General features: G+C 59.2%; 17 protein-coding genes. 12 read left to right on the top strand and 5 right to left on the bottom strand.

Annotation, left to right across the window (positions count from 1 at the left end; translation table 11 throughout):
- Window positions 1–162 precede the first annotated feature (162 nt).
- Window positions 163–894, top strand: coding sequence for a carbonic anhydrase (locus ACYZT2_RS01690; protein WP_253554266.1), 732 nt, complete (start codon window positions 163–165; stop codon window positions 892–894).
- A gap of 80 nt (window positions 895–974) precedes the next feature.
- Window positions 975–2,501 (top strand): SulP family inorganic anion transporter, encoded by a 1,527-nt coding sequence (locus ACYZT2_RS01685; RefSeq protein ID WP_461969598.1) that lies wholly within the window; start codon window positions 975–977, stop codon window positions 2,499–2,501.
- A 119-nt stretch (window positions 2,502–2,620) separates the two neighbouring features.
- Here ACYZT2_RS01685 and ACYZT2_RS01680 read toward each other — a convergent pair whose 3' ends face one another.
- Window positions 2,621–3,271 carry a hypothetical protein gene (locus ACYZT2_RS01680; protein WP_461969596.1) on the bottom strand — a complete coding sequence of 217 codons (651 nt, stop codon included), beginning with the start codon at window positions 3,269–3,271 and terminating at the stop codon, window positions 2,621–2,623.
- 372 nt (window positions 3,272–3,643) lie between these two features.
- On the opposite strand from ACYZT2_RS01680, the gene coxB reads away from it, so the two are divergent.
- From coxB to ACYZT2_RS01660, 4 genes are all read left to right on the top strand, one after another.
- Window positions 3,644–4,771 carry a cytochrome c oxidase subunit II gene (gene coxB, locus ACYZT2_RS01675; RefSeq protein ID WP_461969594.1) on the top strand — a complete coding sequence of 376 codons (1,128 nt, stop codon included), beginning with the start codon at window positions 3,644–3,646 and terminating at the stop codon, window positions 4,769–4,771.
- An 82-nt stretch (window positions 4,772–4,853) separates the two neighbouring features.
- Window positions 4,854–6,446, top strand: a complete 1,593-nt coding sequence (ctaD, locus tag ACYZT2_RS01670; protein ID WP_461969592.1) for a cytochrome c oxidase subunit I — start codon at window positions 4,854–4,856, stop codon at window positions 6,444–6,446.
- Between the two features lie 126 nt (window positions 6,447–6,572).
- A complete protein-coding gene (locus ACYZT2_RS01665; protein WP_461969590.1) occupies window positions 6,573–7,130 on the top strand; it encodes a cytochrome c oxidase assembly protein in 558 nt (185 codons plus the stop codon).
- A 33-nt stretch (window positions 7,131–7,163) separates the two neighbouring features.
- Window positions 7,164–8,051: a cytochrome c oxidase subunit 3 gene (locus ACYZT2_RS01660; protein ID WP_461969588.1), complete on the top strand. Its 888-nt coding sequence runs from the start codon at window positions 7,164–7,166 to the stop codon at window positions 8,049–8,051.
- A gap of 16 nt (window positions 8,052–8,067) precedes the next feature.
- On the opposite strand, the gene ACYZT2_RS01655 is transcribed toward ACYZT2_RS01660, so the two are convergent.
- The gene (locus ACYZT2_RS01655; protein WP_030129650.1) at window positions 8,068–8,271 is read right to left on the bottom strand and encodes a twin transmembrane helix small protein; all 204 of its coding nucleotides are present in this window, start codon (window positions 8,269–8,271) and stop codon (window positions 8,068–8,070) included.
- Between the two features lie 70 nt (window positions 8,272–8,341).
- On the opposite strand from ACYZT2_RS01655, the gene ACYZT2_RS01650 reads away from it, so the two are divergent.
- The 5 genes from ACYZT2_RS01650 to ACYZT2_RS01630 are packed head-to-tail and all read left to right on the top strand — an operon-like array spanning window position 8,342 to window position 12,250.
- Window positions 8,342–9,082 carry an SURF1 family protein gene (locus ACYZT2_RS01650; RefSeq protein WP_461969586.1) on the top strand — a complete coding sequence of 247 codons (741 nt, stop codon included), beginning with the start codon at window positions 8,342–8,344 and terminating at the stop codon, window positions 9,080–9,082.
- Window positions 9,048–9,641 (top strand): hypothetical protein, encoded by a 594-nt coding sequence (locus tag ACYZT2_RS01645; RefSeq protein WP_461969584.1) that lies wholly within the window; start codon window positions 9,048–9,050, stop codon window positions 9,639–9,641. The genes ACYZT2_RS01650 and ACYZT2_RS01645 overlap by 35 nt, the downstream gene beginning before the upstream one ends.
- A gap of 10 nt (window positions 9,642–9,651) precedes the next feature.
- Window positions 9,652–10,731, top strand: a complete 1,080-nt coding sequence (locus ACYZT2_RS01640) for a COX15/CtaA family protein (protein WP_461969582.1) — start codon at window positions 9,652–9,654, stop codon at window positions 10,729–10,731.
- Window positions 10,719–11,618, top strand: a complete 900-nt coding sequence (cyoE, locus tag ACYZT2_RS01635; protein ID WP_461969580.1) for a heme o synthase — start codon at window positions 10,719–10,721, stop codon at window positions 11,616–11,618. Before ACYZT2_RS01640 ends, cyoE begins: the two co-directional genes overlap by 13 nt.
- The gene (locus ACYZT2_RS01630; RefSeq protein ID WP_063341991.1) at window positions 11,615–12,250 is read left to right on the top strand and encodes an SCO family protein; all 636 of its coding nucleotides are present in this window, start codon (window positions 11,615–11,617) and stop codon (window positions 12,248–12,250) included. Before cyoE ends, ACYZT2_RS01630 begins: the two co-directional genes overlap by 4 nt.
- A gap of 152 nt (window positions 12,251–12,402) precedes the next feature.
- Here ACYZT2_RS01630 and ACYZT2_RS01625 read toward each other — a convergent pair whose 3' ends face one another.
- Genes ACYZT2_RS01625 through ACYZT2_RS01615 form a run of 3 tightly spaced genes read right to left on the bottom strand, consistent with a single transcriptional unit; the run spans window position 12,403 to window position 14,917 of the window.
- Complete coding sequence (locus ACYZT2_RS01625; protein WP_461969577.1) at window positions 12,403–13,176, bottom strand: MetQ/NlpA family ABC transporter substrate-binding protein; 774 nt, start codon at window positions 13,174–13,176, stop codon at window positions 12,403–12,405.
- A 59-nt stretch (window positions 13,177–13,235) separates the two neighbouring features.
- Window positions 13,236–13,910 carry a methionine ABC transporter permease gene (locus ACYZT2_RS01620; protein WP_461969575.1) on the bottom strand — a complete coding sequence of 225 codons (675 nt, stop codon included), beginning with the start codon at window positions 13,908–13,910 and terminating at the stop codon, window positions 13,236–13,238.
- A complete protein-coding gene (locus ACYZT2_RS01615) occupies window positions 13,910–14,917 on the bottom strand; it encodes a methionine ABC transporter ATP-binding protein (RefSeq protein ID WP_461969573.1) in 1,008 nt (335 codons plus the stop codon). Before ACYZT2_RS01615 ends, ACYZT2_RS01620 begins: the two co-directional genes overlap by 1 nt.
- Before the next feature lie 264 nt (window positions 14,918–15,181).
- On the opposite strand from ACYZT2_RS01615, the gene katE reads away from it, so the two are divergent.
- On the top strand, window positions 15,182–17,320 hold the full coding sequence (gene katE / locus ACYZT2_RS01610; protein WP_461969571.1) for a catalase HPII: 2,139 nt from the start codon (window positions 15,182–15,184) through the stop codon (window positions 17,318–17,320).
- Window positions 17,321–17,381: the final 61 nt, after the last annotated feature.

Genomic DNA, 17,381 nt, shown 5'->3' with positions numbered 1-17,381 from the left:
TCTAGAGCGTTTTATTCAGTTTGAGTTAAGTTTCAACGGCTACCTTGTTCATCGAGTGACTGACGGGTCTGGCTCTTCGACCTGGATGTTTTTTAAACAGCCACTGGGCTTTATACCGGACAAAACGGGAAAATTCCCTGACTCCGCCAAAGAGGATGAATTATGAGTGACAAGGATAAACAGCCGTTGGCTGCGTCGGCTTCAGCCCAACCCGAGGCGGAAACCGCCGATGCAGCGCTGAAGCATATCGTTGACGGCTTTTTGCACTTTCATCACGAGATCTTTCCGCAGCAGGAAGAACTCTTCAAAAAACTCGCCACGGCCCAGCGGCCTCGGGCGATGTTCATTGCGTGCGCCGATTCGCGCATCGTTCCTGAACTGATCACCCAAAGCGCCCCCGGCGATCTGTTCGTGACCCGTAACGTCGGCAACGTCGTGCCACCCTACGGACAGATGAACGGCGGCGTTTCCACGGCTATCGAGTACGCGGTACTGGCTTTGGGCGTGCAACACATCATCATCTGCGGGCACTCCGACTGCGGCGCGATGCGCGCAGTGCTCAACCCGCAGAGCCTGGAAAAGATGCCGACGGTCAAGGCTTGGTTGCGGCATGCCGAAGTGGCAAAAACCATGGTCCAGGACAACTGCAATTGCACTGATGAAAACGAAAGCATGCACATCCTCACTGAAGAGAATGTGATCGCTCAGTTACAGCACTTGCGCACGCACCCATCGGTGGCCTCGCGCATGGCCAACGGTCAGTTGTTTATCCATGGCTGGGTTTACAACATCGAAACCAGCGAAATCAATGCTTACGACGCGGATCAGGGATGCTTCCTGCCGCTCGATGGCAGTCATCCGATTCCGGTGGCGACGCCCAAAGCGCGCTTCTAAATCCTCGTATGGTTTAGCCGAGGCTGCTGATCTGGCAGCCTGGCTTTGCCATGCCTGAAGAAAACTTCGGGAGAGTCACCATGCGTGCTGCTCAATTAAAAGCTGTTCTGCCACGGGAGCTACTGGCTTCGGTGGTTGTGTTTCTGGTCGCCCTGCCGTTGTGCATGGGTATCGCCATCGCCTCGGGACTACCACCGGCCAAAGGCCTGATCACCGGCATCATCGGAGGTCTGGTGGTCGGCTGGCTTGCCGGATCGCCGCTGCAAGTCAGCGGTCCGGCGGCGGGGCTGGCGGTATTGGTGTTCGAACTGGTGCGCCAGCATGGTATTGCAATGCTCGGGCCGATCCTGCTGTTCGCGGGTTTTCTGCAACTGGTGGCCGGGCGTTTGAAACTGGGTTGCTGGTTTCGGGTCACGGCGCCAGCGGTGGTGTATGGCATGCTCGCCGGGATTGGGGTGCTGATCGTGCTGTCGCAGGTGCATGTGATGCTCGATGCCGTGCCCAAGCCGTCGGGGCTGGATAATCTGGCGGCCTTCCCCGCTGCAGTGATTCAGGCTTTGCCGGCGTTTGGCTGGCAAGCGGGTTTGCTCGGGTTGTCGACTATCGCCGTGATGTGGCTGTGGGAAAAATTCCGTCCGCACTCCCTGCGTTTCGTTCCTGGAGCATTACTGGGAGTCGGTCTGGCAACGATTGCCAGCCTGGTGCTCGCATTGCAGATCAAACGTGTGGAAGTCCCGGCCAATCTGGCGGAAGCCATCGATTGGCTGCGCCCGGCGGACCTGCTCAATCTGGCAGACCCGGCCTTGCTGATCGCTGCCTTCGCCGTGGCCTTTATCGCCAGCGCCGAAACTCTGCTTTCGGCCGCTGCCGTGGATCGCATGCACAATGGCCAGCGCTCTGACTTCGACCGCGAATTATCGGCGCAAGGTGTGGGCAACATGCTGTGTGGTCTGCTCGGCGCGCTGCCGATGACCGGGGTGATCGTGCGCAGTTCAGCCAACGTCCAGGCCGGCGCCACCACCCGACTGTCGACGGTGTTTCATGGTCTGTGGTTGCTGGCCTTCGTGCTGCTGCTATCGAGCGTGCTGCAAAGCATTCCGGTGGCAAGCCTGGCAGGCGTCCTGGTTTATACCGGTTTCAAACTGGTGGACCTCAAGGCCTTTCGCGGCTTGGGTCGTTACGGCCGGATGCCGATGTTTACCTATGCGGCGACCGCATTGGGAATCATCTTCACCGACCTGCTGACCGGCGTGCTGATCGGCTTCGGCCTGACACTGGCCAAACTGGCCTGGAAGGCTTCGCGCCTGAAAATCAGTCTGATCGATCTGCCGGCGGACGGCGAGATGGAGCTGCGACTCGTGGGGGCGGCGACCTTCCTCAAGGTACCGGCGCTGACCCAAGTGCTGGGGAGCATTCCCGCAGGCACAACGGTGCATGTGCCACTCAATAACCTGAGCTACATCGATCACTCGTGTCTGGAGTTGCTGGAGGAGTGGGGTCGGGCCAATGCGGCCAAGGGTTCGAAGCTGCTGATTGAAGCGCGAGGGTTGAAGCGCAGGCTTGAAGGACGGTTGCGTACTACAACCGGAGTAGGTTCAGCCGTGTAGATGATACTGTGGGAGCGAGCCTGCTCGCGAAGGCGGTGTATCAGTCGACATCAAAGTTGAATGACACACCGCTTTCGCGAGCAGGCTCGCTCCCACAGGGGTTTGTGTTGACCGATGGATCAAGCCGCTGGCTGATCCAGCTCAAGGCCCACGCCCAATTGGCGCGACAGGCACGGCCAGCGCTTCCACGCGGCGCCGGTGTCCGGGCTGTTGAGTTTCTCGCGGTAGGCCTCTACCGACTCCAACGCGAAACTTTCATCGTTAAGCATCTCGTCCACAGCGTGATGCACCGCCTCATCCAGTTGATTGGCAAATTCCTCGCCGATCAGTTGGTGGGCAATCAGGTTGGCAACAGTCATGTCCAAGGGGATCAATGGCTGGCCAAAGTGCTTGATGTACAGGTCGTTGACCTCTTCGACCAACCGATGCGCCAGATAAGCTTCGTCCAGCAGACTGTCCAGGCCGATATGACCGGCCATGATCGCCGGCGGCTGGAGGAAGAACTGCTCGGCGATTTTCAATACCGGCTTGATCTGCGACTCGATGCCCGCTTCCCTGGCGACTTCATTGGCTGCATCCAGCAAATCCGGCACTTGTTCTATGTACGCGGCCACAAAACGCGTCATTACGCCATTGGCATCGACATCCGGCAATTGGATGGCGGAGTGAAGGTGCGGCAGTTGGGTTTCCAGTTGACGAGTCAACAGGCCGGTCTCGGCCTCATGTTGTTGGGCTTTTTGGATCTGCTCGCGCAATGCGGCGGTGTTCATGAAAACTCCAGGAAACAAAGGCAATGAAATAGGGGAAGACATAACGTAGCTGGCTTATGAAAAAGCCTAAGACGTATTTGTCATAATTATTTCATCCTTGAGACGCCTACGTTATATCGATTTGCCACCACTCGTCTGCATCCTTCTCCATTCGTGACCTGGAACGCAAGTCCAACCTGTTTCAGTCGATTTACGCCATCGCATTGCGAGGTGGCAGTCGCTGTCTATACTCGGTTCTGAATGGAGTTAGCTGATGACGCCCGACTGCATATGCAGCAAGGCTCGGCGATTCAAGTTCGTAGTCTGAAAAAGCCGCTCCCTTGCCGCAGGTGAAAGCCGGCGGGATAAAAAGAACTATAAGGGGAACCCGCAATGATGCGACATCCACATGTCTGGATGGGCCTCCTGTTGTGGTCGATTTTCAGTCAGGCGCAAGCGGCCTGGACTGTGAATATGGCGCCTGGAGCGACTGAAATCAGTCACGCAGTATTCGATCTGCACATGATCATTTTCTGGATCTGTGTGGTGATTGGCATCATCGTCTTCGGCGTCATGTTCTGGTCGATGATGGTCCACCGCCGCTCGACCGGGCAGGTGGCCGCCAAATTTCACGAAAACACGACCGTTGAAGTTCTATGGACCATCGTGCCCCTGCTTATCCTGGTGGCTATGGCGGTCCCGGCAACCGCCACGCTGATCCAGATGTACGACAACACTGAGCCGGATATCGATATTCAGGTCACCGGTTATCAGTGGAAGTGGCACTACAAATACCTGGGTCAGGACGTCGAATTCTTCAGTAACCTGACCACCCCCGCCGATCAGATCCACAACAAGGAAACCAAGGGCGAGCATTACCTGTTGGAGGTCGACAAGCCGCTGGTGCTGCCGATCGGTGCCAAGGTGCGCTTTCTGGTGACCTCCGCCGACGTCATCCACTCCTGGTGGGTGCCGGCCTTCGCGGTCAAGCGCGATGCGATTCCGGGCTTCGTCAATGAATCCTGGACCCGCGTCGAAAAGCCCGGCATCTACCGTGGCCAGTGCGCCGAGCTGTGCGGCAAGGATCACGGCTTCATGCCGATCGTGGTCGAGGTCAAGGAAAAGGCCGATTACGAAACCTGGCTGGGCGAGCGCAAGGCGGAAGCTGCGCAGCTCAAAGAGCTGACCAGCAAGGAATGGACCCTAGATGAGCTCAAGGAGCGCGGCGACAAGGTCTATCACACCGCTTGCGTGGCCTGTCACCAGGCCGAAGGTCAGGGTCTGCCGCCGATGTTCCCGGCACTCAAGGGCTCGAAAATCGCCACCGGACCTATCAAGGATCACCTGAACATCGTCTTCCACGGCAAACCCGGCACCTCCATGGCGGCATTCGGCAAACAACTGTCGGAAGTCGATATCGCAGCCGTCGTGACCTACGAACGTAACGCCTGGGGCAACAACAAAGGTGACATGGTCACCCCTAAAGAAGTGCTGGAGCTGAAACAGGCGGAAAGCAAATGACCCGGTTTATTGCGTACGTAAGGAACCGCTCGGGGCATGACGCCCCGGCCCGCCCAGCCCATCCGTTTGCAGGAGACAGGACATGACTGCTGTAGTCGATGACCATGTTCATACCGGCACCGCCCACGCCCACGGCCCCGCCAAAGGCCTGATGCGCTGGGTGCTGACCACCAACCACAAAGACATTGGCACGCTGTACCTGTGGTTTGCGTTCTCCATGTTCCTGCTGGGCGGCTCGTTCGCCATGGTGATCCGTGCCGAACTGTTCCAGCCGGGACTGCAAATCGTCCAGCCGGAATTCTTCAACCAGATGACCACCATGCACGGTCTGGTGATGGTCTTCGGTGCGGTGATGCCGGCCTTCGTCGGCCTCGCCAACTGGATGATCCCGTTGATGGTCGGCGCGCCGGACATGGCCCTGCCGCGGATGAACAACTTCAGCTTCTGGCTGTTGCCGGCGGCGTTCATCCTGCTGGTATCGACCCTGTTCACCCCCGGCGGCGGGCCGAACTTCGGCTGGACCTTCTATGCACCGCTGTCGACGACCTACGCGCCGGAAAGCGTGACGTTCTTCATCTTCGCCATCCATTTGATGGGGATCAGTTCGATCATGGGTGCGATCAACGTGATCGCGACCATCCTCAACCTGCGCGCCCCCGGCATGACGTTGATGAAAATGCCGCTGTTCGTCTGGACCTGGCTGATTACCGCGTTCCTGCTGATCGCGGTGATGCCGGTACTGGCCGGCTGCGTGACGATGATGCTGATGGACATCCACTTCGGCACCAGCTTCTTCAGTGCCGCCGGTGGCGGTGACCCGGTGTTGTTCCAGCACGTGTTCTGGTTCTTCGGTCACCCCGAGGTGTACATCATGATCCTGCCGGCCTTCGGTGCCGTCAGCTCGATCATTCCGGCCTTTTCGCGCAAGCCATTGTTCGGCTACACCTCGATGGTCTACGCCACGGCGAGTATTGCGTTCCTGTCGTTCATCGTCTGGGCGCACCACATGTTCGTGGTCGGCATTCCGCTGGTGGGCGAGTTGTTCTTCATGTACGCCACGCTGCTGATCGCGGTGCCCACCGGGGTCAAGGTGTTCAACTGGGCCAGCACCATGTGGCAAGGCTCGCTGACCTTCGAGACACCGATGCTGTTCGCCGTGGCGTTCGTCATTCTGTTCTCCATTGGCGGGTTCTCCGGGTTGATGCTGGCCATCGCCCCGGCGGACTTCCAGTATCAGGACACCTACTTCGTGGTCGCGCACTTCCACTATGTGCTGGTGCCGGGGGCGATCTTCGGGATCTTCGCCTCGGCCTACTACTGGATGCCGAAATGGACTGGCCACATGTACGACGAAACCCTCGGCAAGCTGCACTTCTGGCTCTCGTTCATCGGCATGAACCTGGCGTTCTTCCCGATGCACTTCGTGGGCCTGGCGGGCATGCCGCGGCGGATTCCGGACTACAACCTGCAGTTCGCCGACTTCAACATGGTGTCGTCGATCGGTGCGTTCATGTTTGGGGCCACGCAGATCTTCTTCCTGTTCATCGTGATCAAGACCATTCGTGGCGGCGAGCCGGCACCGGCCAAGCCGTGGGATGGCGCCGAAGGCCTGGAATGGAGCATTCCGTCGCCGGCGCCGTATCACACCTTCACCACGCCGCCGGAAGTGAAATGAACACCGTAACCCATGTGGGAGCGGGCTTGCTCGCGAAGAACGATGACGCGGTCTGTCCGCCAAACCGCGGCGCCTGCTTCGCGAGCAAGCCCGCTCCCACAGGGTTCTCGGCAGAGGTTAAGCATCATGGCTGATTCGATTTCGATGAAGAAACTGGTCACCCGCCTGTTGCTGGTCGTGGTAGCGATGTTTGTCTTCGGCTTTGCCCTGGTGCCGATCTACGACGTGATGTGCAAGGCGTTCGGCATCAATGGCAAAACCTCCGGGCAGTATGAAGGCGAGCAAACGGTCGACGCCTCGCGGCAGGTTCGCGTGCAGTTTCTGTCGACCAACGCCGCCGACATGGCCTGGGATTTCTATCCCAAGAGTGATGAGCTGACCGCTCACCCGGGGGCGGTGAACGAGATGATTTTTATCGCCCATAACCCGACTGATCGCCCGATGAGCGCTCAGGCGGTTCCGAGCATCGCGCCCAGCAACGCAGCCGCGTACTTCCACAAGACCGAATGTTTCTGCTTTACCCAGCAAGTGCTGCAGCCCGGTCAACGCATCGAGATGCCGGTACGGTTCATTGTTGACCGCGACATGCCCAAGGAAGTGAAGCACCTGACGCTGTCCTACACGCTGTTCGATATCACCGCACGTCATCCGCCCGTGGCTGTTGCAGCAAGCACCGGCGGCTAGGCGTTAAAGCGTGCCCGATAAGGAGAACAATAAATGGCAACTCACGAACATTATTACGTTCCAGCCCAAAGCAAATGGCCGATTATCGCCACGGTCGGCATGTTCGTCACGGTGTTCGGCCTGGGCACCTGGTTCAACGACCTGAAGGCTGCGCGTCCGGAATCCCATGGTCCATTGATCTTTTTCGTCGGCAGCCTGCTGCTGGCCTACATGCTGTTCGGCTGGTTCGGTACGGTGATCAAGGAAAGTCGCCAAGGGTTGTACAGCGCACAGATGGACCGCTCGTTCCGCTGGGGCATGAGCTGGTTCATTTTCTCGGAAGTGATGTTCTTCATCGCCTTTTTCGGTGCGCTGTTTTATGTGCGCAACATCACGGGCCCGGCACTGGGCGGTGAAGGCACCAAAGGCATCGCTCACATGTTGTGGCCAACGTTTGAATTCACCTGGCCGCTGCTGAACAACCCCGACCCGAAACTCTTTCCTCCACCCAAGGAAGTCATCAGCCCCTGGGGCCTGCCGCTACTCAATACCGTGCTGCTGGTGAGTTCCAGCGTCACCGTGACCGTTGCTCACCATGCCTTGAAAAAAGGCCACCGCGGCGCACTGAAAATCTGGCTGGCACTGACGGTGTTGCTCGGTTGCGCGTTCCTCGGTTTCCAGGCCGAAGAATACCTGCACGCCTACCACGAACTGGGCCTGACTCTGGGTTCCGGCATCTACGGCGCAACGTTCTTCATGCTCACCGGTTTCCACGGCGCACACGTGACCATGGGCACCATCATTCTGTTCGTGATGCTGATGCGGGTCATGCGCGGGCACTTCGATGCCGACCATCAATTCGGCTTCGAGGCGGCGAGCTGGTACTGGCACTTCGTGGACGTGGTGTGGATCGGTCTGTTCGTTTTCGTCTACGTGCTCTGAGCCTTGGCTCTCATGACTACCAAGGCACGTGAGACACCAACTGGCCGCTGAAAAAACCCCAGGCGATCAAGCCGACAGTGGTGGCGGCCAGCGCAACACGAACACTCAAGGCGATGACCAGGCGATTCGAGTGGCTGTCGTCCTTGACCAGAAAAAACAGGCCGCTGAACAGGCTGACAACCGTGGCAATCAGCATCAGGACGATGGCTGCTTTGAGCATGGTGACACTCCGGGGGACAGGCGATGCATTTGAGTATAGCTATCGCGATTACCGACTTTCTGGCGACGCCATGAAACGCTTTCGGCCGGGCCTCGGGCCGACCCTGGTGGTCGCGATGCTGCTGCCTTTGCTGGTGTCACTCGGGTTCTGGCAGTTGAGCCGGGGCGCGGAGAAAAGCGCGCTGCTGCAAAGCTACGCCGAGCGCCGCGCAGCCGAACCGATGGCCAGCACCGAACTGCAACACACCGAAGATCCGGCCTTCCGCCGGGTTCGCCTGCACGGCCAGTTTGATGCCGAACACAGCCTGCTGCTGGACAACCGTCAGCGCGACGGCAAGGTTGGGGTCGAGCTGCTGCAACCGTTCCGGGATCAGGCAACCGGGCTCTGGCTGTTGGTCAATCGTGGCTGGTTGCCGTGGCCGGATCGGCGCACACCGCCGTCATTCACCACACCGACTCAAGCATTGAGCCTCGACGCCTGGATCTACGTCTCCCCCGGCGCAACGTTCCAGTTGCACGCCGACCCAGACGCCACGACCTGGCCACAACTGGTCACCGCCATTGAACCGGCCAGGCTCTGGGCGGCGCTTGACCGTGACGGTTTCGCCTACGAATTACGCGCGCAAAGTGGTCCCGCGACCTACCAGGCCGATTGGCCGGTGGTGGCCATGGGGCCGGAAAAACACCTGGCTTATGCCGTGCAGTGGTTCGCCCTGTCGATAGCCCTGCTCGGCCTTTACCTCTATCTCGGTTGGCACAACGCAAAGGAGAACAATAATGGGAGCGGCCATGAATCCACCCGGCATGTCTGAGGCGAAAACGCCGGTAAATCGTCGGCGCGGGCGCTTGCAGTTGTTACTGATCCTGTTAGGAGTGGTGGGTCCGATGATCCTCGCCACCGGCATGTACAAATTGCAGTTCTGGGTGCCGGAGGGCCGCAGTTATCACGGCGAACTGATCGGCAACGGCCAGACCCGCGCCGACATCGGCGTACCAGCGCAAGAAGACCGCTGGCAGTTACTGGTGACAGCGCCCAAGGACTGTTCGGTGGACTGCCAGCAGCTGGTGTATCTGGCGCGCCAGATCCAGATCGGCCTCGGTCGCGAGGCCTCCCGCGCCAGCCATGCGCTGGCCATCGCACAGCCGCTGAACAGCGATTACGAGACTAAACTTCAACGTGAATACCCGCAGCTGCAACGTTATTCACTGGACCCGCCAACCTACATCAAAGGCGCTCAGAGCAATGACACGCCGCACCTGTGGATCATCGACCCTCACGGCAACCTGGTGCTGCGCTACGACCCGACGGTGAAGGGCAAGGACCTGCTCAACGACCTGCGCCATTTGCTGAAACTGTCGAACATCGGATAAGGGCATCGTCATGGCCAAACCTGGATTTCGCCTCGCGCTGTTTGCCACCTTGCTGGCACTGATTGTGGTGTTGCTCGGCGCCTACACACGCCTGACCCATGCGGGTCTTGGCTGTCCGGACTGGCCCGGCTGTTACGGCTTTATCAGCGTGCCGAACAGCGAAGCCCAATTGGCCCATGCCGAACTGCATTTTCCCGATGCGCCGGTAGAAGCCAACAAAGGCTGGAACGAGATGCTCCATCGTTACTTCGCCGGCACGTTGGGGCTATTGATCGCGGTGCTGGCCGGTCGGGCCTGGACCCATCGTCATCACCCGGGGCAGCCGGTGAAACTGCCGTTGTTTGTGCTGGCGGTGGTGTTCGCCCAAGCGGCGTTCGGCATGTGGACGGTGACGCTCAAGCTCTGGCCGCAAGTGGTCACCGGGCATTTGCTCGGTGGCTTTGCGACCTTGAGCCTGTTGTTTCTGCTGACCTTGCGCCTGTCCGGCGTGTTGCCGGCGCTGACCGTGCCCCGACGTTTGCAGCACTGGGCGACCGCCGGGTTGCTGCTGGTGATCCTGCAAATTGCCCTTGGTGGCTGGGTCAGTTCCAATTACGCAGCGGTGGCCTGCATCGACTTTCCGACCTGCCACGGACAATGGCTGCCACCGGCTGATTTCGCCAACGGCTTTCACCTGACCCAACACATCGGCCCCAATTACCTGGGCGGTCAACTGGACAGCGATGCCCGCACCGCGATTCACCTGACTCACCGCATCGGCGCGTTACTGGTCACCCTCGTTCTGCTCGGTCTGGCCTGGCAACTGAAGATCGTCGGCATGACGCGCCTGGCCGCCATGGTGCTGATCGCCCTTGCCGCACAAATCACCCTGGGCATCAGCAATGTGGTGTTCCACTTGCCACTGCCGGTGGCCGTCGCCCACAACGCCGGCGGTGCAGCGCTGCTGCTGACGATGGTGCTGGTCAATTATCACGCACGAACCAGTCTGGTTCGGGTCAAGCATCAGCCTCCCGTGCGCTGGCGTCTCAGCCTGCGTAAACACTCGGCCGGGCCGATAACAATAAAAGGAGAAATGCCATGGCGACCCTGATCGGCGAACGTCACAGTCAGGCAATCTGGCGCGATTATCTGGAGCTGACCAAGCCGAAAGTGGTGGTGCTGATGCTCATCACCTCGCTGGTCGGCATGTTCCTCGCGACCCGCGCCGGGGTGCCGTGGACGGTGCTGGTGTTTGGCAATTTGGGGATCGCCCTGTGTGCCGGGGGTGCGGCGGCGGTCAACCATGTGGTGGACCGGCGCATCGACGCGGTCATGGCCCGAACTCACAAACGGCCCTTGGCCGAAGGTCGGGTATCTCCGAGCGCTGCGCTGACCTTCGCCTTGGTGCTGGCGCTGCTCGGCCAAGCCTTGTTGCTCACCTTCACCAACCCGTTGACGGCGTGGCTGACCCTCGCGTCCTTGCTCGGTTATGCCGTGGTTTACACCGGTTTCCTGAAACGTGCGACGCCGCAGAACATCGTCATCGGCGGCCTCGCGGGTGCGGCCCCGCCACTGCTCGGCTGGACCGCCGCCACCGGTCATGTCAGTGCCGAACCGTTGCTGCTGGTGCTGATCATCTTCGCCTGGACCCCGCCACACTTCTGGGCACTGGCGATTCATCGCAAAGAGGAATACGCCAAGGCTGACATTCCGATGCTGCCGGTGACCCATGGCGAGCACTACACCAAAGTCCACATCCTGCTTTATACCTTTGCGCTGCTGGCTGTCAGCCTGATGCCCTACGTGATCCACATGAGCGGCGTGCTCTACCTGATGTGTGCCCTCGTCCTGGGCGCGAGGTTTCTGCAATGGGCCGTGGTGCTGTACCGTGGCACTCGGCCGCACGCGGCGATCAACACGTTCAAGTACTCTATTTACTACTTGTTCCTGCTGTTTATCGCGCTGCTCGTAGACCACTACTTACTGTTGAACCTATGACTCGAACCCAGAAAACCGTCTTCATTCTCGTCGCCTTGATCGCGCTGATCCTGGGCCTGACCATCAATAAAGTACTGACCGGGAAAAACCAGGGCGACCCGACGGCACTGATCGATGCGGGGATCATCCTGTTGCCGCAAAGCCGTAATTTGCCGGACGTGAAGATGACCGATCAGGACGGTAAGCCGGTGGCGATCAACGAGCTGAAAGGCAAGTGGAGTGTGTTGTTCTTCGGCTATACCTTCTGCCCGGACATCTGCCCGACCACCCTCGCCCAATTGCGGCAGATCAAGAGTGAACTGCCAGCGGATGCTGTGGACAAGTTGCAGGTCGTTTTGGTCAGCGTCGACCCGAACCGCGACACGCCCAAGCAACTCAAGCAGTACCTGGGCTACTTCGATCCACAGTTCATCGGGCTGACTGCGTCCTCGGTCGAAGACCTGCAGAAACTGGCCAATGCGGTGAGTATTCCGTTTATTCCGGCGGACACCAGCAAGCCTAATTACACCGTCGATCACAGCGGCAACCTCGCGGTGATCGGCCCGGACGGGACGCAGCGCGGGTTTATTCGTGCACCGTTGAACAACCAGAAACTGGTGGCGCAGCTGCCGGTGATGCTCAAGCGCGAGTAAACAACACCACCCCCTGTAGGAGCCAGGCTTGCCGGCGAAGGCGATCTTACGGACGCCTTCGCCGGCAAGCCTGGCTCCTACAGGGGTGGTATTTCAGGCATAAAAAAACGGGGACGCAATCAATGCGTCCCCGTTTTTCTTATTGCGTCAGATCAGAACGCCGGCAATACCGCGCCTTTGTACTTCTCGAGAATGAAGGCTTTCACTTCCGGGCTGTGCAGCGCAGCAACAAGTTTCTGCATCGCGGCGCTGCTCTTGTCGTCTGGACGGGCAACGAGGATGTTCACGTACGGTGAGTCGCTGCCTTCGATGACCAGCGCGTCCTTGGACGGATCGAGCTTGGCTTCCAGCGCGTAGTTGGTGTTGATCAGCGCCAGGTCGACCTGAGTCAGCACGCGCGGGATGGTCGCGGCTTCCAGTTCGCGGAATTTCAGGTCCTTGGTGTTCTCGGTGATGTCCTTCACGGTCGACAGGATGTTGTTCGAATCCTTCAACTTGATCAGGCCAGCCTTCGCCAGCAGCAACAACGCACGACCGCCGTTGGTGGCGTCGTTCGGGATCACCACGTTGGCGCCGCCCGGCAGCTCGGTCAGCGCTTTGTACTTGCTGGAGTAAGCGCCCAGCGGTTCCAGATGCACGCCGGCAACGCTGACAAGGTTGGTGCCCTTGGCCTTGTTGAACTCATCCAGGTACGGCTGGTGCTGGAAGAAGTTGGCGTCCAGACGTTTTTCCGCAACCTGCACGTTCGGCTGGATGTAGTCGGTGAAGACTTTGACCTTCAGATCCACGCCGTCTTTGGCCAGGGCCGGTTTAACGAACTCGAGGATTTCCGCGTGAGGCACCGGGGTGGCCGCGACGGTCAGGGTGTCGGCAGCGTGTGCGGAAAAGGCTGCAACGGCAGCGAACGCGACGAGTAGTTTTTTCATTCAGCTAACTCCTTGTGGGCGCCCGTTTGGCGCCTGCCAGCGAATGGCCGGCTCATGACTTATTTACGTGAGAAATGGACAACCAATTTGTCGCCAACGGTTTGCAGCACTTGAACCAGCATCAGCAGCAACACCACCGTCACAACCATCACATCCGTCTGGAAACGCTGGTAACCAAAACGGATCGCCAGGTCGCCCAAGCCGCCAGCGCCGACCACACCGGCCATTGCCGTGTAGGACACCAGTGTAATCGCTGTCACCGTAATCGCCGCGAAGATGCCCGGACGGGCTTCCGGCAGCAGGGCGTTGGTGATGATCTGACGTGTCGTCGCGCCCATGGCCTGGGTCGCCTCGATGATGCCGCGATCCACTTCACGCAAAGCGGTTTCCACCAGTCGCGCGAAGAACGGCGTGGCACCCACCACCAGCGGTGGAATCGCGCCGGCGACACCCAGGGAGGTGCCCGTGATCAACACGGTGAACGGAATCATCACGATCAGCAAAATGATGAACGGCAGCGAACGCAGAATATTCACCACCAGCGACAGCATCGCGTACACGCCTTTGGCTTCCAGCAACTGGCGCGGGCTGCACAGGAACAACAGGACGCCCAGCGGCAATCCCAAAAGCACGGTGAACAACAGCGAACCGCCGAGCATCAGCAGGGTGTCGCCGGTGGCCAGCCAGATTTCGTACCAGTCGATATTGGAAAAGAAACTCGTCAGGACTTCCATCAGCGCAGCACCTCCATGTGGACGTCGGCTGCGGTGAAGTGAGCAAACGCCGCTTCCATGTCGCCACCGGTGACGGCCAGGGTCAATTGCCCGTAAGGGACGTCTTTGATGCGATCGATGCGACCGGCCAGGATGCTGTAGTCCACTCCCGTTTCCCGGGCGACGGTACCCAGCAGCGGCGCGTAGGTCGATTCGCCCTGGAAAGTCAGACGCACGATGCGCCCCGGTACGTGAGCGAAGTCGTCACGCTGTTCACTTTCGTCGATTTGCTCGTCCTCCTGCACGAAGCGCTTGGTGGTCGGGTGCTTGGGATGCAGGAACACCTCGGCCACCGAACCTTGCTCGACGATCTTGCCGGCATCCATTACCGCCACCTGATCGCAGACTCGACGAATCACATCCATTTCGTGGGTGATCAGCACGATGGTTAGTTTCAGCTCACGGTTTATCTCGGCCAGCAGTTGCAGGACCGACGCCGTGGTTTGCGGGTCCAGGGCACTGGTGGCTTCATCGCACAGCAGGATTTTCGGTTTGGTTGCCAGGGCGCGGGCGATGCCGACACGCTGCTTCTGACCGCCAGACAGTTGCGCCGGATACTTTTTCGCGTGGTCAGACAGGCCGACCCGCGCCAGCAACTCCGCTACACGCTGGTCGATTTCGCTACGGGACAGTTCACCGGCGAGGGTCAGCGGCAGCGCGACATTGTCGGCCACGGTCTTGGACGCCAGCAGGTTGAAGTGCTGGAAAATCATCCCGACCTGCTGGCGGAAGCGCCGCAGGCTATTGGCATCCAGCGCGGTGACTTCTTCGCCATCGACGATGATCTTGCCGCCACTGGAGTTTTCCAGGCGATTGGTCAGACGCAGCAGGGTACTTTTTCCCGCGCCGGAATGGCCGATCAGACCAAAGACCTGACCATTCTCAATCGTCAGACTGGTCGGATGCAGGGCGGGAATATCCTTACCGGCGACGCGGTAAGTTTTGTGGACGTTTTGAAACTCGATCACGTAGCGAACCTTGTGGGGCGCGTTAGAAAAGGATCAGCGGTTAGCCGGGCGCGCATTTTAGCCTGTCCGTATAGAGGTTCTTAGCATTTATTTCGCATTCAACCAGCGATTTGGCAATAACGCGATCAAAGGTCAGAAAAAAGGAACGGCGCCAACTCCCCATCGGTCACTGATTAAGCAACTCGAGAATGCCTGGATGCCGTGTCCGGGCAATGGCTCATAAGCCTTGGCCCGACGGGAATCGCAACGAGGAGTTTACGTCTGATGAGTACTAAAAAGCCTGCCGCCCCAAAAAGCGCACTGGCCGGGACCGATACCCTGGACCGCAGCAACACCAACGCCAAGCTCGACAGCCTGGAAAAATTTCGCTCCGATGCCACCGAACAGGCCTTGCGCACCAACCAGGGTGTGAAGGTCGCGGACAATCAGAACACGTTGAAGGGCGGTGCCCGCGGGCCGTCGTTGCTGGAAGACTTCATCATGCGTGAAAAGATCACGCACTTTGACCATGAACGCATTCCCGAGCGCATCGTCCATGCCCGTGGTACCGGAGCCCATGGTTACTTCCAGGCGTATGAAACCCATTCCGTACTGACCAAGGCCGGGTTCCTACAAGACCCACATCAAAAGACTCCGGTTTTTGCGCGCTTTTCCACGGTGCAAGGCCCCCGCGGGTCAGGCGATACCGTGCGGGACGTACGAGGTTTCGCGGTGAAGTTTTTTACCAACGAAGGCAACTTCGACCTGGTGGGCAACAACATGCCGGTGTTCTTCATTCAGGATGCAATCAAGTTTCCTGACTTCGTACATGCGGTAAAACCCGAGCCCCACAACGAGATTCCTACTGGCGGCTCAGCCCACGATACTTTCTGGGACTTTGTTTCCCTGGTGCCGGAATCCGCGCACATGGTGATGTGGACCATGTCTGACCGGGCGATCCCCAAAAGCCTGCGCACCATGCAGGGCTTCGGCGTGCACACGTTTCGCATGATCAATGCCGAAGGCAAGGCGCGTTTCGTAAAATTCCACTGGCGCCCCGCCGCTGGCACCTGTTCGCTGGTGTGGGATGAAGCGCAGAAGCTTGCCGGTAAAGACACCGACTTCCACCGTCGTGATCTCTGGGAGTCCATCGAGAGGGGGGACTACCCGGAATGGGAATTGGGCGTACAGGTCATCGAGGAAGAAAACGAACATGCCTTCGATTTCGACCTTCTCGATCCAACCAAAATCATTCCTGAGGAAGTCGTGCCGATCACTCCGCTGGGCAAAATGGTGCTCAACCGCAACCCGGACAATTTCTTCGCCGAGACCGAGCAGGTTGCCTTCTGCCCCGGGCATATCGTGCCGGGGATCGACTTCTCCAATGACCCGTTGCTGCAAGGTCGGTTGTTTTCCTACACCGATACGCAAATCAGCCGACTCGGTGGGCCGAACTTTCACGAGATCCCGATCAACCGTCCGGTGTCGCCATTCCACAATGGTCAACGGGATGCTCAGCATCGAACTACTATCGACAAGGGACGCGCTTCCTACGAGCCAAACTCCATTGACAGCGGCTGGCCCAAAGAGACCCCACCGGCCGCGCAGAACGGTGGCTTCGAGACTTATCCGGAGCGCATCGACGCTGCGAAAATCCGTCAGCGCAGCGAGTCGTTCGCCGACCACTTCTCTCAGGCGCGGCTGTTCTTCCACAGCATGAGCAAGCACGAGCAGGAACACATCATCGCGGCCTACAGCTTTGAGTTGGGCAAGGTCGAACGCGAATTTATTCGTGTGCGGCAGGTGAATGAGATCCTGGCCAATATCGATCTGGAACTGGCCAAACGCGTGGCACAGAACCTCGGCTTGCCGGTACCGAAGGCCGGAACGGTCGAGGTGCGCAAAACGTCACTCGACCACTCCCCTGCCCTGAGCCAGGCCAACCTGCTGTCGGGGGATATCAAAACCCGAAAAGTGGCCATTCTGGCGGCCAACGGGGTGGATGGCGCGGCGATTGATGCGATGAAGAAGGCGCTGATGGCCGAAGGTGCGCACGCCAAACTGCTCGGCCCGACCTCGGCCCCCGTGACAACCGCCGATGGCAAAGTGCTGCCGGTGGATGCGTCGATGGAAGGTTTGCCTTCTGTAGCGTTCGACGCGGTGTTTGTGCCGGGTGGCGCGGCGTCGATCAAGGCGCTGAGTACTGATGGTGTAGCGCTGCATTACCTGCTTGAGGCGTACAAGCATTTGAAGGCCATCGCGTTGCATGGCGAAGCGAAGCAGTTGCTGGATGTGTTGAAACTGGAGGTTGATGCGGGTCTGATCGTGGGTACGGATGCCACGCTGTTCAAGGCGTTTTTTGCTGCGATTGGGCAGCATCGGGTTTGGGAGAGGGAGCCTAAGGCGAAGGCGGTTCCGGCTTAGGATTTTTATCGTTAGGAAGGGCGCCTTCGCGGGCAAGTCGGATCGCCGCCCGCTCGCTCCT

The organism is Pseudomonas sp. MDT1-85, from assembly GCF_054898065.1.
The sequence above is the reverse complement of the archived record's forward strand: the minus strand, read 5'-3'. Positions and strand labels throughout refer to the sequence as shown.

Excerpts from the sequence above, each read along its gene's own strand:
- ACYZT2_RS01690 (WP_253554266.1), top strand. The coding sequence starts at position 163 with ATGAGTGACAAGGATAAACAGCCGTTGGCTGCGTCGGCTTCAGCCCAA.
- ACYZT2_RS01685 (WP_461969598.1), top strand. The coding sequence starts at position 975 with ATGCGTGCTGCTCAATTAAAAGCTGTTCTGCCACGGGAGCTACTGGCT.
- ACYZT2_RS01680 (WP_461969596.1), bottom strand. The coding sequence starts at position 3,271 with ATGAACACCGCCGCATTGCGCGAGCAGATCCAAAAAGCCCAACAACAT.
- coxB (WP_461969594.1), top strand. The coding sequence starts at position 3,644 with ATGATGCGACATCCACATGTCTGGATGGGCCTCCTGTTGTGGTCGATT.
- ctaD (WP_461969592.1), top strand. The coding sequence starts at position 4,854 with ATGACTGCTGTAGTCGATGACCATGTTCATACCGGCACCGCCCACGCC.
- ACYZT2_RS01665 (WP_461969590.1), top strand. The coding sequence starts at position 6,573 with ATGGCTGATTCGATTTCGATGAAGAAACTGGTCACCCGCCTGTTGCTG.
- ACYZT2_RS01660 (WP_461969588.1), top strand. The coding sequence starts at position 7,164 with ATGGCAACTCACGAACATTATTACGTTCCAGCCCAAAGCAAATGGCCG.
- ACYZT2_RS01655 (WP_030129650.1), bottom strand. The coding sequence starts at position 8,271 with ATGCTCAAAGCAGCCATCGTCCTGATGCTGATTGCCACGGTTGTCAGC.
- ACYZT2_RS01650 (WP_461969586.1), top strand. The coding sequence starts at position 8,342 with ATGAAACGCTTTCGGCCGGGCCTCGGGCCGACCCTGGTGGTCGCGATG.
- ACYZT2_RS01645 (WP_461969584.1), top strand. The coding sequence starts at position 9,048 with ATGGGAGCGGCCATGAATCCACCCGGCATGTCTGAGGCGAAAACGCCG.
- ACYZT2_RS01640 (WP_461969582.1), top strand. The coding sequence starts at position 9,652 with ATGGCCAAACCTGGATTTCGCCTCGCGCTGTTTGCCACCTTGCTGGCA.
- cyoE (WP_461969580.1), top strand. The coding sequence starts at position 10,719 with ATGGCGACCCTGATCGGCGAACGTCACAGTCAGGCAATCTGGCGCGAT.
- ACYZT2_RS01630 (WP_063341991.1), top strand. The coding sequence starts at position 11,615 with ATGACTCGAACCCAGAAAACCGTCTTCATTCTCGTCGCCTTGATCGCG.
- ACYZT2_RS01625 (WP_461969577.1), bottom strand. The coding sequence starts at position 13,176 with ATGAAAAAACTACTCGTCGCGTTCGCTGCCGTTGCAGCCTTTTCCGCA.
- ACYZT2_RS01620 (WP_461969575.1), bottom strand. The coding sequence starts at position 13,910 with ATGGAAGTCCTGACGAGTTTCTTTTCCAATATCGACTGGTACGAAATC.
- katE (WP_461969571.1), top strand. The coding sequence starts at position 15,182 with ATGAGTACTAAAAAGCCTGCCGCCCCAAAAAGCGCACTGGCCGGGACC.